We start from the raw sequence: 13887 nt of genomic DNA on the forward strand, positions 1-13887 counted from the left end.
GCTAATGTAAAAAGTGTATGATGTCAAAATAAAAATGGAAGAAGCAACATTCTTCCATTTTTATTTATGCTTTGTGAATTTTTTTAAAACAAGGCAATTCTAAAATTTCAACAACAAAACCAAGCAAATCAATGAAGAAAACCTCTGTGCTAACCATTTCTAGCAAGTTCTTTTGGTTCAATTCTATTCGACTTCACTTGCTTAGAAGTCTGGTTTTGAAGTTTTTTGTGTTGTGCAGTCGAGAGGGATCTACTTGTACAACAGGAGTTGCTGTTCAATAGGCGGTTCTAAAGAAAAATACTCTAACTTTTACATTAGAATATCTTATCTCGCAAACATTATAAAATTTTTATTTTGCTACTCTATCTGTGCAATCAAATCTTTTAAATCTGTCGCTCCAACCCTATCACCCGCTTCTTCAAAACATGTTAATGCTTGTTGAACATAAGACTTAGCCATGTTTATATCTTTCTGCGCTAACATTACCTCGGCCAAGGCGCGATAAGCACAAGCATGATTGATTAACTCATCCGTCTGCAATGCTAAATTTAGTGTTGTTTGTAAAAGTTCTTCTGCAAGACAAATATTTCCAAGTTTGAACTGTAAATATCCTTGTTCATACAAATTGACTGATTTCTTTAGTAGATCATCAGGGAAATGCTCTGTAATAATTGCAGCTTCTGTCATTATCAAATCATAAGCCTTTTGAAAATGTTCTTCTTCTCGCTCGACCATAGCCAATTGATGCAAGGCTATATGCTGTTCTTCTAGGTTCTTTTCAGACACAGCTTGAGCATAATAGTCTTTTAAGAATTGACGGGCTAACGCAAAATCTTTTTCTTCTAAAGCAATATATGCTTTTAAATTCAGTGTACTATAATTGTCTTGCTCTATTTGATAAACTAATTGCTTCGCAAGATGATATTGCCCATCAAACAATGCTTGCCAGGCTTTTTGAAGTTGTTCTTCTGTCATATTTTCTTTCCTTGTATTCATAGAAAATAAACGTTACACTCTAAAAGTTATATTAAATCAATCTCCGAAATTATTTCTTTTACTTTTTCAATTGGCAAATGTACTAGCTCGACTTTCTTTTCGCTATATAAATAACGCGCATAATCATCCATACGGTATTGATTGATATACACCACTCGCTTGCAACCAACTTGTAAAAGCTGCTTAGTACAATTGAGGCAAGGGAAATGCGTGACATAAACAGTAAAACCTTTCGGGATTCCACGCTCTGCACCTTGTAAAATCGCATTCACTTCTGCATGTAAGGTTCTCACACAATGCCCATCAACCATCAAACATTCATGATCAATACAGTGCTCCGTTCCTGAAACAGAACCATTATATCCTGTTGAAATAACTTTGTTATCCTTTACAATAACCGCTCCTACACTCGCTCGCTTGCAGGTTGAACGATTAGCAATCAAGAGAGCTTGCGCTGCAAAATATTCATCCCAAGCCAATCTTTTTGTAACCATATTACACCTCATTGTCTTATTCATCACTCAATTTACCATTCTTTCGATGTGGAAAAAGCGGAAGTCCGAGCGATGCAATCTTCTCTGCCGGAACCCTCATACCGTCTTTGATCCATTTAATCAAAACAGAAACCACTGCCGAACTCCAAAAAGAATTCATGTACGTTGAAGCCTCTTTTCTAGAATAATTTTGTTGCTCTAACATATCAAACACAGCACTTGTCAACAGTTTTTCTAAATTGTAGTCTATCGCTAGACTAACAATTCGAGCTTCTTTTTTGACTTCTTTAAACAAGAATAGCCATACTTGATAAAGTTCTGTTCTCATATTAAATTGTTCCAATTTATCGGTAATCTTTTGCACTGTTCGTTGAAAAATTTCTTGTAAAATCTCTTCTTTTGAATCATAATTTCGATAAAAAGCTGCACGTGAAACGCCTGCCCTCTCTACTAATTCAGAAATAGTAATTTTGGTCAACTCTTTCTTTTTCAATAATTGCAATAAAGAAATCTCCAATGATTCTTTGGTAATTCGATTCGATTCCTGATTTGATATTTTTAAATTTTCTAAGGATTTTTTCGATATTTTACGTTCCGACATAACATTTTCTTTCTACGTGTAACAACAGACTGTAAAGGCTTTCTAAGGCACAGATTTCATGATATAATTGTAAAAAAAGACAAAACTTTTGTCAATGTCTAACTAATTTACTGCCCAATAAAGGAGAATTTAATGACTTGGAAAATTGTAGCTGATTCAGGTTGTGATTATAGAACTATCGAAAATATTGCTGTTGACACCTTATTTGAAAATGTTCCTTTGACCATTCAAGTAAATGATGAAATCTTTATAGATAATGCTCAGCTCAATATTGATGATATGATGGAAAAAATGTATGCCACTTCTTCTGCTTCAAAATCAGCCTGCCCTAGTCCAGATGACTACATGAAGGCTTTTGATGGCGCTTCAAATATTTTTGTGGTCACTATTACAGGAACCTTATCAGGAAGTCATAATAGCGCACAAGTGGCTAAAAAACTTTATCTAGAAGAACATCCTAATGTGAATATTCATATTATTGATACTCTTTCTGCAGGCGGCGAGAATGACTTGATCATCAAAAAACTGAATTTTCTTATTGATCAAGGTTTGAGTTATGAAGAAGTCGTGACAGAAATTACAACCTATCAAACAAAAACAAAGTTACTTTTTGTTCTTACAAAAGTTGACAACTTAGTCAAAAATGGGCGACTAAGCAAATTAGTCGGAGCTGTTGTAGGATTACTTAACATCCGTATGGTCGGCGAAGCTAGCCAAGGCGGGAAGCTAGAGTTACTTCAAAAGGCGCGTGGTGCAAAAAAATCACTCATTGCAGCTTTTGATGAACTCATAAAAGCGGGCTATGCAGGTGGCCAAATCATTATTGCTCATCGAAATAACCCTAAGTTTTGTCAGCAATTTTCCGAAATGGTGCGAGAAAAATTTCCTCAAGCTGTTATTGAAGTTATTCCAACTTCTGGCCTGTGCAGTTTTTACGCTGAGGAAAATGGTCTTCTCTTGGGCTATGAAATTCAATAAGATAACAAAAACGATTCATACAGATAACCTTGCCACTAACCTAATCATCTACAAACAAATATCAGCTGAGCCAAATTGATATCAGGAGCAAGACTATTTGGGAGACTGGACTGTCGACTTGTCTAAGATTGAAAAAAACAATCTGCTTCGCAATTCTTGTCTGCAATCTCTGCATGATAGATTACTCAGTCAATCGCTTCGTCTTCAATTTCTTACACCTTCTACCTTAAAATTGGAAACTTTTGGCTTGTACTATTTACAAATAGAGCAAGCCAAAAACAATTAGCACACTAATCATGCTAAAAAGCGAGCCGATAAGATAGTATTCTGCAAAGGATTGACTTTCAGAAATTTTATTATAACGTGCAATTGACTTAGCAGTAAAAACTAAGCCAACTGAAGCGAACTGTCCAAATATGAGAGATAGAGCCATAATATAACGCTCTAAAATCCCAATCATTGCTCCCGCACCTGCTATAGTCTCTTGATTATTTCCTTTTGACTGATACCTACTGAAGAAAAGTTTAAATAAAATATTAATCGGTTTTCCAACTACTGCTAAAAATAAAAGCGTCTGAACTACTGCAGCACTATTTTTTAGCCAGAGTGGATTTATTTTGCTTGCTAATAAAACGTAAAAAAGAAAAATACAAATTAGATGCAGTAATTGGTCAACAATAAAAACTTGTTTAGTAAATCTTTTTATTTCTATGAAAGTATTGAACTTGTATTTCAAGAAATCAATCACTGCATGACTAATCCAAACAGTAACAAAATACAAACTGTTTTTTGGAAAAAGAACACTCAACATTAGCAATGGAAGAAAAACAATGATTAGATGTAACATTAAATATGGTAATTTCCGACTTTTTAAGTCGGCTATTTTTTGACTCTGCCATTGAAAATCAGCTAAAACATGAGCTATCAACGTTAATAGTAAGATTGGATTTTGCAAGAAGAAATCTGAAAACCCCCACAACTTAGACATGCCTACTCTCCTCCTTTGCTATCTCTTTTAATATCTGATTCATAGCAACTCGTTTATTTCTGAGATAAATTTTTAGACCACTTGCTTTGATACGTTTATTAAAAGCACTTGGAGTAATACCGAGCGATCTTGCCATTTCTTTATGCGAAAATGTTTCATCATATATATTTTCAGTCAGTAATTGTTTGAGTACATCATATTGAACTTCTGTCCACTTGGACTGAATAAAAGAACACGCAGCTAACATAGCATTGACAGTCCAGGTGACTTCTTCATCTGCCAAAAAAACTGAAATGTGATTAATGCCATAATCATTCTTGTCGTGGATATGATTAATGGCTTCTCTCGCCAACCAATATGCAGGACCATCAGAACCTATACTTTGTTCTTTATTGATTTCTGTAACCATTTCTCCAACACCAATACCGAATCGAATTTCATAAGGAGAAAATGCAACAGAAAGCTGATCTATGATTTGAAACATATAGGAATTCGGTGAGAACAAGGCTTGAAATTCATCTCCAGTTGTGACTGTAAAAGGGGAAATTAAATAGTCCTGATATTGCCAATTCAGCTCTTTCATCAATCGTAATAACTGCTGTTGTACCTGTGCTCGATCCTGTATTTTTTTTGATTCAATAATATCTCCAATAAGAGCAATATACATCATCTTTTCACTCCTTTTTGTCTATTATAATGGAAATTTTAAAAAATTTCCATTATAAAGGACATTTTCAGAAATTTCCATTATAAAGGACATTTTTAAAATTTTACCTTTTTTAAAAAATACAGTTAAATGCCATACATTTGCTGATTTTCGAATCAATTATCCATTAATTTCCATACTTTACTGAACACCTCGCCAATCTTACCCTCGATGATTAAGCTAGCTTGATTATCATGTACCACTTTACTTTTATTGATAACGACTAGCTGTCTTCCTTGAAAATACTGAACCAAACTAGCCGCAGGATAAACAACTAACGAAGTTCCACCAATAATGAGCAGATCTGCTCGACTAATAGCCTGAATTGCCTGATTAAAAACGGTCATATCCAGAGATTCCTCATAAAGAGTCACATCTGGCTTAACGATGTGGCCACAAGTCTCACAATAAGGAATACTTCCAAACAATTTCAAAAAATCCTTTAAATCATAAAAACGATGACAATTGGTACAATAATTACGGTCTACACTACCATGTAGTTTCAATACATTTTTACTTCCTGCCATCTCGTGTAAACTATCAATATTTTGTGTGATAATCGCTTTGAGTTTTCCTACATTCTCTAAATGAGCTAAATAGATATGTGCTACATTTGGTTTAGCATCAGGATAAATGAGATATTTCTTGTAAAAATCAAAAAACTGCTTTGGATAATGTTCAAACATTGTATAGGAAACTAGTTGTTCTGCTGTGAAGTGTTGATTTAATTCAATATTGTAAATACCATTAGAACTACGAAAATCTGGAATGGCAGATTCGGTTGAAACACCTGCACCACCAAAAAATACTATATTTTGGCTATTTCGAATAATACGAGCAAGTTCTTCAATTTTATCCATATTATCCTCCTAAAATTTATCGATACAATAAAGAAAAAATCGACTAGTTTCACTAGCCGATTCGTATTATAACTGAATTATTTTGACAAGTTATAGAAAGATTTCAAACCACGATATTCAGCTACTTCACCAAGTTGGTCTTCGATACGAAGCAATTGGTTGTATTTAGCGATACGGTCTGTACGTGAAAGTGAACCAGTCTTGATTTGTCCTGCGTTAGTTGCAACTGCGATGTCAGCGATTGTTGAATCTTCAGTTTCACCTGAACGGTGTGATACAACGGCAGTATAACCAGCTTCTTTCGCCATTTCAATAGCGTCGAATGTTTCAGTAAGGGTACCAATTTGGTTCACTTTGATAAGGATTGAGTTAGCACAAGCTTCATTGATACCTTTTTCAAGATATGAAGTATTTGTTACGAAGAAGTCATCACCAACAAGTTGTACTTTTTTACCAAGACGTTCAGTAAGCTTCTTCCAACCATCCCAGTCATTTTCATCCATACCATCTTCAATAGTGATAATTGGATATTTGTTTACCAATTCTTCAAGATAGTCAATTTGTTCATCAGCTGTGCGAACTGCAGCTCCTTCACCTTCAAATTTAGTGTAATCATAAACTTTACGTTCTTTGTCGTAGAATTCTGATGATGCACAGTCGAATCCAAGGAATACATCTTTACCAGGAACATAACCAGCAGCTTCAATAGCAGCAAGAATTGTTTCTACACCATCTTCAGTCCCATCAAAACGAGGAGCAAATCCTCCTTCGTCACCAACAGCTGTTTCAAGGCCACGAGATTTAAGGATTTTCTTAAGAGCATGGAAAATTTCAGCACCCCAACGAAGAGCTTCTTTGAATGTAGGTGCACCAGCAGGTACAATCATAAATTCTTGGAAAGCAATTGGAGCATCTGAGTGAGAACCACCATTAATGATATTCATCATAGGAGTTGGAAGAACTTTAGTATTGAATCCGCCAAGGTAGCTATAAAGTGGAATTTCAAGGTAATCAGCAGCAGCACGTGCCACAGCAATAGATACACCAAGGATTGCATTTGCACCCAATTTACCTTTATTTGGAGTACCATCAAGTGCAATCATTGCACGGTCAATAGCTTGTTGATCGCGAACGTCATAACCAATAACTGCTTCAGCAATGATATTGTTTACGTTGTCAACAGCTTTTTGTGTACCAAGACCACCGTAACGAGATTTGTCACCATCACGAAGCTCAACTGCTTCGTGTTCACCAGTAGAAGCTCCAGATGGAACCATACCACGTCCGAAAGCACCTGATTCAGTATAAACTTCTACTTCAAGTGTTGGGTTACCGCGTGAGTCTAGGACTTCGCGAGCGTAAACATCAGTAATAATTGACATTTTTTACTCTCCTTTGAGTTATTTTATTTACATTCCTATGATACCTTAAAAATCAGGTTTTTTCAAGGAAAAATAGACATTCTAGTAAAAATAAATCAAGATATTTAAAGAAAACGATTACAATTTTAGTATGTAATTTACTTTAGTAATCATTATACTGAAAATAGCAAAAACTATCTCTTCACGAAATGTCACTGAGCATTTCCTAGCTTTCGTTTTAGGCTTCAAATGTACAACCGGTTTATCGATTTTATAATGTTTTGGTAATATATTTTACTTTTTTTGTGTCAACTCCAGTTTTTTCTTTAATTTTTTATTCTTTTTTGTTACTATGTTTAAAAATAAGAAAATTTTAGGAGGTTAAGAATGAAAAAGAAATTCTTACTTACTGCTATACTTACATCTGCCCTTCTATTGACTGCTTGTGGTCAAAAAAACAATTCAACAAGTCAGTCTTCTTCTACAACAGAGAAGACAACTTCTTCAAGTAAATCTTCTTCTACAGAAGAAAAAACAACTGAATCTTCTTCAAAAGAAAATACCGGCTTCCTTACTTACTCTGATGGTAGCAAAATTACTGTTAATGGTAAAGACTTCAAGCTGACTAACAGCAATGGAATGACCATTACCTATAATGATGATAAGAAGTCATATGCAATCCATGAAGCTAACGGCTCAACAATCACAAAGAATGGTGATGGTTCATATGCCATTGTTCTTGCTTCAGGTGACAACATTGCATTTAAATCTAACGGAACGTATGTCGTAACAACAGCAAGTGGTTCTATTAAAACAGGAAATGGAGCAGATGAGCTAAATAAGTATCTATCTGAAAAAGGACTTTCAACTATTTCAGACTATGATAAAAAAATCAGTGATATTTTAGAATTTATCAAAAAAAATAAATAATTTAGAGTCTTATCTTCTCGTTTCTTTTAGAAACGGGAGTTTTTAATCCCAGATGTAAATATCATCCTTTGAGAAACATTTCTTTTATGATACAATTTTCTTATGACAGATATAAATAAAGCACTAATAGAAAAATCTCAAGGGGGCTTAACATTAAAACCTGATGAGCAAAGAAAATTTTTAGAAACATTTGAGGAACGGGTCATTGCAGAATGTAGCATTGATGAAGCTAATAGTACCCTTATCCACAGCCACTTTAAAGAAATTTTGCAAAAAATTAGCTCGGACTATCAGCCTGTAACTGTGAAAATATCTCCTGCAGTCACCAGCCAATATCAAATTTTTTACTTAAAAATAGCAAAAGATCTCGGTTGCAAAGCAACAATCGTGTCTAGTAACTGCCAGAATTCTCCATTTGGTTTGGTCATTCACAGCGATCATCCAGTAGAGATTACCGAAAAAGAAATTCTTATCCAATTTTCTGAACTTTTCCAATCAGATTTACCCCAACAAGCAGAAAAGAAACCTTCTTTTTGGAAAAGATTGTTTCATTAAGGAGGTCACTAATGACAAATTTAGAAACATTAACCTTGTTCTTTCGAGCGGAAAATCAAAGAGATTGGAAAACTTACCAAAAATTTTTACATCCTAAAATCATCTGGGAATTGCATGAGCAAAAGGTTTCTGTTATTCGTGGAATAGAAGATTACCTTTCTAAGATTCAACAAGCCTATCATCATAACACCATTCAATTTTCCTGTTTACATACCTTTTCAACAGACGAAAATCGGATTGTTACTATTCTCAAAAATGATTTTGGTCAACTATCCTGTGATATTTTTGAATTTGAAAATGATTTAATTATCAGAGAATATGAATATTTACTATGATAATTTTTGAGAAACAAACGTATAAGGCTAGGAAATAATATCCTAGCCTTATTTTTTATAACAGCTCTCCTTCGCCTATGACAAATGCCGTTAGGATTTGGTTGATGCGGTCAAAATTCAAATGAAAATGTTCTAACTTATAGGCATCTAAGCTAACAGAACACTTTGTTCCTCCCAATTCTTTCACCAAAGATAGAGCATAGATATAAATATCTTCATAATAATAGAAATACATAGACTTGCAATTCAGTTTAAAAGTCAAGTTGTACTCTATCATTTTGCGAAAGAGGGCGGGCAGGACGTTGAGGTTCAAAGTCTTTCAGTTCTTCGACCGTCACATCAAACTTGCGAAAACCATAGTCAAAATGAGCCAAAATATGCGCTGGAATATTTTCAATAGCTTCTTCTAATTCTTTAAAGTAAATTGGAATAACTTTCATTTTGTCACATTGCAAAACAGGATCTTCTAAATAATTAAATTTCCCAGTGTGATGAATAAATAAAAGTTTCAAATCATAATCTGTTACTTCTAAAAAAGCAAAAATATTTTTCTTACACGATCCATAAGAGCAGATTTCCGTATTTCTGATTAAAAGAAGCTATTTTTCTAGTCTAAGCCCCATAATCAGGAATATCATCGTGAGAAGACCCCCATCATACGGATGAGATTAGAGAAATCCAGATGTTCAGCCGTCACAATTTCTCCATCATCATGTTCTAAGTCATCTCTAAAATCAGCATCTGAATTGTAAGAAAATTAAGTATGAAGATGATTATCGCGCACAATATTTTCCTCCTATCATTCCATAAAATTATACCAGAAACTTTAAAAAATGTCGTTTTTAGTTTCACCATCACTTTTTCATTCAACCACTCGTCTCAAAAAAAGCACAAAAATGAAACCTAAATTGAGACAATCGCAGTCAAAGCTCGTCTTTTCAGTCCTCACCCGTTTCTCAAACCATCTGTCGCCTCTGCTTGCTTTCAAATTCTAGTTGACAATTTCTTTTCCTTTATGGTAATTTTGAGAATAGGGGGAAATTTATGTTAGATCACTATTTGGAAGAAACAATTTTAAACAAAGCGGAAATGTTGCAAATTCTGCTGGAGTTTCAGACATTAGACATCAAACAGCTCGCACAATCACCAGTTTAAGCGAGAAGACTATCTATCAACATCTAGCCGAATTGAAAGAAGAATTTCAAGATTTGTTTTGGCTACAGGTGAGTAAATGTACCATTTATTTAGAAGTCTTTACCCAACTCAATCCGCTAGTCTGCTTTCACCGCATTTATCAAGATTCTACATTCCTACGTCTCTTACGCTATTTCTTACAGAACATGATTTCCCGTTCTAGTCATCATCCCAAAGAGCGCGGTGTTTCAGTTTCTCTTCGTAAAAGCTGCCTTGGATATATTTTGTCAGTATGGGTATTTATTCCTAGTATATCAAAAAAGCCATCATATGATGGCTTTTTAGCAAGCTAAAAATCATCTTCTCACGATGTTAAGTCATAACAAACTAAATAACTACAGTTGAAAATGGATAAAAATGATTATCAAAAGGGCGACAAATAAGTCTAATTTGATTTAAGAGTGTGATTTTCCTTCCATTCTTCTTGAGATAAATCATCAAAATCCTGACTGCTTGGCAATTCAATTAGTTCACTATGTGGAACTTCTTCAACTGTCAAAAGGGTAACTTTGCCGTCTTTGACGCGAATCATGTTGATATCAACAGCATAAATACCATCCGGCAGCTGACTGCCGTCTATCTTGGACGATACCTCGTTACGAATAAGCTGATAATTTTCATAATTATCACCCAGAAGCTCATTAGGTATATCCAGATAAGCCATAGGAACCAAAACTTCTGCTGCCACCAAATCTTTGATAGTCAAACCACCTAAGCCATTAAAAGCCGACTGTTTCTTATCGGGAGAATTTTTAAAAGCTTGCGCTTTCTGGAGAGCAGTGTCCGTCATATTGAGGAAGCCATAGCCAGTATAGGTCAGCGAGATTTTCTGCGGCAGTTGTTTGATTTTTTTGCTGTACTTGGTTTGTGAAGCTGCGTTAGCAAAAACTTTCCAGTATTGGTTCAGAAAATCTTTTGCTTCCTTAGTTTCAACAACTGACCTCATTAGCAGAGCATGATCATAAGGTTTGCTAAAATTGCTAAAGGTAGACGATGTAACCTTGCCATTCTCAATCTTAAATTTAGCCGGCACTTGCAGGTTTCCTTGCTTCAACACAGCAATCTGCTCCCCTTCTGCAGTGACTGGACTAATGATCTTAACAGCCAAGTCTTGCCCATCTGCTTTCAAATAATTCTGAATAGCTTGGAGGGCCTGAATTGAGGGTGATGATTTCTCCCTGCCCGTTTTAAGCTTAATGTCCTTAATATCATAATAATCACTAGAGGACGAAGAAGCTTCCTTCTCTGTGGCAGCAGTTATCGATTGACGAGAAATTTTTATTGGTCGGCTTATGATTTTTCCCTTGGAGACAACATAAGGTTGGGCATCAACGATGTAAGTTCCATCTGGCAGCTTCGAAAAATCAGCCTCTTCTTCCCAGTTCATATGTGCTCCATCTTCCAATTCCAACTCTGGCATCAAGGCTCCTTCTTTTATATAATCCTTAATAGAAATAGCCGCATAGCCATTGAAAGCTCGTTTCTTGCTGTTCTTAGATTTTCTATTTTGAGCAGCTTTTTCTTGCAAGACCGAGGTTAGTTGATAATTCGTTGACATACTAAATTGTGGGCGATTATAAGATAACTCTTTATCGTATCTGACCTTGGCGTTCCCACCAGACTTTTTAACTGCTTTTTCTACAGCAGACTTGAATTCTTTCAGAATAGCCTGCCCATCCTGACTTCCTGCACTGATTCCCAGCAGAATATTTAAACCGTAAGATTCATTAACAAAGTCAACTTTTTCAAGCTTTTTACCAGAATACTCAGCGGTCACCAGTAAATCTACTCCCTCATCTGTTACCTTGAAAAAGGCCCTATCAGACTCAAACCAATGTTCTTTCATAGTGACATCATATTTCAAGCCTTTAGAGCGGTAAAATTGCTCCAATTGTTTTGTATAAACATTGTCGGATAGCTTTGTCTGAACTTTTGAATAAACCATAGGAAGGATAGTTCCTATTAAAAGACATACCAAAATTAACTGATTACTTTTCTTTGACAAACCATCCTTTTGGTAAAGTCTGTCAAAGAAAGGAAGCAACAATAAGAGGAAGATAAAGCTCCAGCCAGCAACTCTCTGCACAACATAAAATCCAAAAATCAGTACCGTTTGAGAAGCAAAGAGTGCCCAACCAATCAGTACAATCGTCGCCATATAGGCTATAGACAGACTTATTTTGACCTTGCTACCGCCTTTCAGTAGGTATTGAACCCCTCGAATCAAATTGGCCAATAAACTGAAAATATAAATAGCAAGTGTTGGTAAATAAAACCAAAACAGAAAGAACCAACCATAGCTTGAATGTGCTGAATCAGGGCTATCACCAAAATCTATATGTAAAAGTCCGTAGAAAATGGTCATAAGAAAAATAATCAAGGGAATGTAGGGGATTAGCTTAGCGAGAGCACTTAAAACTTTTTTCATTTTGAAACTCCTTCATCTCATTGTAGCATAAATTGAAAGAAAAATAAGGAAAGAGCCTCATCAGCTTTTTACCATTACTTGATAAGTGTTTTTCTCCTAGCACATTTACCAGCTGCAGGAGCAACGTTATCGGGAATATGTCAAAAGTTTGGAGCAGTTGATGTGAAATACTATAATTTATATAAGACTGAAAAATACCGCTCGTAGAAAAACTAAATCTTGATTATATTTAATCTTTTACGAATCACTTGAAAAGCAATCACTAAAAGCGGCGTTAGTAAGATAAGAACTAGCCCTAATCCAATAAAAGTCTGATCAAAGCCAAAACTGTCAATCAGCCAACCAACAATCGGAAAAATGATAATCATGCTTAAACTGAACATCATTGAAGCAACACTTAACATAGTCGCTCTGGCTGAACTTGGTAAATATTGTTGCAAATCATTATAAAAAATCGGTTGATACATAGCATACAAGGCATTGATTGTAAGATAAATAAGAATGTACATGAATGACGTTCCTAAAGCTGACAGTACATAAGCTACTCCTGTTAAACTGACAACTATTGGAAAGAGCCGAAAAGAATGCCACATTTCCCCAATCTTACTGGCGATAGAAACCGCTAAAATATTTAAGACGCTACCAATCAACATGACTGTTGAAATTTGCCATCCAACTAAATCTGGTAATTGTTTTTGATAATAAAAATAAAACATGCACATCATTGTTCCAACAAATTGAAATGTCATCATCCACATAAAAAGACTGGGATTGCTTTTTATTTCTTTTTTGACTATCAGAATGATTTTCTTTATCGTGACCACTTCATCAGTTTGCCTTTTCATATCTGGTTCCTTTATTAACCAAATCAAGATTAAAACAAGAATCGAAACTGCAATCATAATATAATAAGTGACATACAAATATCCATGCACAAACAATCCAGCTAATACTGTTCCTAAAGAAATTGCTGCTTCTGAGACACCTGACATCAAGCTTGATATTTTCAAATAATAATCTTTTAAGTCAGCTTCTACAGCAGAGTCATATAAAAGTGCAGAGCTCGTTCCTGAGTCAAAATTATAGGATAACGCATTGATTATCATTGCAATTGCATATATCCAAAAATTTCCCTGTCCTGTCAACATCAAAACAGATGACAAAATACTTGTTAAACGGCTGATATACAGATTAGCCTTATAAGAAAACCTGTCTGCTAACATACCTGACGGAATTTCAAAAATGATCCCAGTTGTATGAAAAATACTCTCTAAAAGTCCAATTTGTAATAAAGACATTCCATTTTGGTTGAGAAATAAGATCCAAAAACTCGTAATGCCAAAAAATCCTAAAAACTCCACTCCAGCCATGAGAGGGATATTTCTTTTGTAACTTCTCCTAAATATAATCATATTTTTTCCTTGAGTAAGCAGAAACTGAACATTTCGTCTCATTTTCTTA

The 13887-nt window shown here is 34.9% G+C and carries 13 protein-coding genes and 1 pseudogene; 4 read left to right on the forward strand and 10 right to left on the reverse strand.

Annotated features, from left to right (window positions below):
* Positions 1-357: 357 nt before the first annotated feature.
* From PCY10_RS02915 to PCY10_RS02925, 3 genes are read right to left on the reverse strand one after another with little or no spacing between them, the layout of a single operon-like run.
* Positions 358-975, reverse strand: coding sequence for a hypothetical protein (locus tag PCY10_RS02915; protein WP_021002751.1), 618 nt, complete (start codon positions 973-975; stop codon positions 358-360).
* 47 nt (positions 976-1022) lie between these two features.
* Complete coding sequence (locus tag PCY10_RS02920) at positions 1023-1490, reverse strand: cytidine/deoxycytidylate deaminase family protein (RefSeq protein ID WP_301558803.1); 468 nt, start codon at positions 1488-1490, stop codon at positions 1023-1025.
* 16 nt (positions 1491-1506) lie between these two features.
* Complete coding sequence (locus tag PCY10_RS02925) at positions 1507-2091, reverse strand: TetR/AcrR family transcriptional regulator (protein ID WP_301558804.1); 585 nt, start codon at positions 2089-2091, stop codon at positions 1507-1509.
* Between the two features lie 132 nt (positions 2092-2223).
* Here PCY10_RS02925 and PCY10_RS02930 point away from each other — a divergent pair, with 132 nt between their 5' ends.
* The gene (locus tag PCY10_RS02930; protein WP_301558805.1) at positions 2224-3069 is read left to right on the forward strand and encodes a DegV family protein; all 846 of its coding nucleotides are present in this window, start codon (positions 2224-2226) and stop codon (positions 3067-3069) included.
* Positions 3070-3325: 256 nt separating this feature from the next.
* Here PCY10_RS02930 and PCY10_RS02935 read toward each other — a convergent pair whose 3' ends face one another.
* The 4 genes from PCY10_RS02935 to eno form a co-directional block, all read right to left on the reverse strand.
* Positions 3326-4057 (reverse strand): DUF3307 domain-containing protein, encoded by a 732-nt coding sequence (locus PCY10_RS02935; protein WP_003072796.1) that lies wholly within the window; start codon positions 4055-4057, stop codon positions 3326-3328.
* Positions 4050-4727 carry a SatD family protein gene (locus PCY10_RS02940; protein ID WP_301558806.1) on the reverse strand — a complete coding sequence of 226 codons (678 nt, stop codon included), beginning with the start codon at positions 4725-4727 and terminating at the stop codon, positions 4050-4052. The genes PCY10_RS02935 and PCY10_RS02940 overlap by 8 nt, the downstream gene beginning before the upstream one ends.
* Positions 4728-4879: 152 nt before the next feature.
* Positions 4880-5623: an NAD-dependent protein deacylase gene (locus tag PCY10_RS02945; protein ID WP_125455309.1), complete on the reverse strand. Its 744-nt coding sequence runs from the start codon at positions 5621-5623 to the stop codon at positions 4880-4882.
* 77 nt (positions 5624-5700) lie between these two features.
* The gene (gene eno / locus PCY10_RS02950; RefSeq protein ID WP_003068974.1) at positions 5701-7005 is read right to left on the reverse strand and encodes a surface-displayed alpha-enolase; all 1305 of its coding nucleotides are present in this window, start codon (positions 7003-7005) and stop codon (positions 5701-5703) included.
* A gap of 366 nt (positions 7006-7371) precedes the next feature.
* On the opposite strand from eno, the gene PCY10_RS02955 reads away from it, so the two are divergent.
* The 3 genes from PCY10_RS02955 to PCY10_RS02965 all read left to right on the forward strand — a co-directional run bounded on the left by PCY10_RS02955 (position 7372) and on the right by PCY10_RS02965 (position 8804).
* On the forward strand, positions 7372-7914 hold the full coding sequence (locus tag PCY10_RS02955; RefSeq protein WP_003076714.1) for a lipoprotein: 543 nt from the start codon (positions 7372-7374) through the stop codon (positions 7912-7914).
* A gap of 102 nt (positions 7915-8016) precedes the next feature.
* The gene (locus PCY10_RS02960) at positions 8017-8469 is read left to right on the forward strand and encodes a DUF1694 domain-containing protein (RefSeq protein WP_125455310.1); all 453 of its coding nucleotides are present in this window, start codon (positions 8017-8019) and stop codon (positions 8467-8469) included.
* Positions 8470-8480: 11 nt separating this feature from the next.
* Positions 8481-8804 (forward strand): nuclear transport factor 2 family protein, encoded by a 324-nt coding sequence (locus tag PCY10_RS02965; RefSeq protein ID WP_125455311.1) that lies wholly within the window; start codon positions 8481-8483, stop codon positions 8802-8804.
* A gap of 55 nt (positions 8805-8859) precedes the next feature.
* On the opposite strand, the pseudogene PCY10_RS02970 reads toward PCY10_RS02965, so the two are convergent.
* From PCY10_RS02970 to PCY10_RS02980, 3 genes and pseudogenes are all read right to left on the reverse strand, one after another.
* Positions 8860-9588: pseudogene (locus PCY10_RS02970) on the reverse strand (hypothetical protein).
* Positions 9589-10383: 795 nt separating this feature from the next.
* A complete protein-coding gene (locus PCY10_RS02975; protein ID WP_125455313.1) occupies positions 10384-12426 on the reverse strand; it encodes a hypothetical protein in 2043 nt (680 codons plus the stop codon).
* Between the two features lie 212 nt (positions 12427-12638).
* The gene (locus PCY10_RS02980; protein ID WP_301558807.1) at positions 12639-13838 is read right to left on the reverse strand and encodes an MFS transporter; all 1200 of its coding nucleotides are present in this window, start codon (positions 13836-13838) and stop codon (positions 12639-12641) included.
* Between the last annotated feature and the right edge of the window lie 49 nt (positions 13839-13887).

It is taken from the genome of Streptococcus sp. SI1 (assembly GCF_030439945.1).
Lineage (GTDB): Bacteria > Bacillota > Bacilli > Lactobacillales > Streptococcaceae > Streptococcus > Streptococcus intermedius.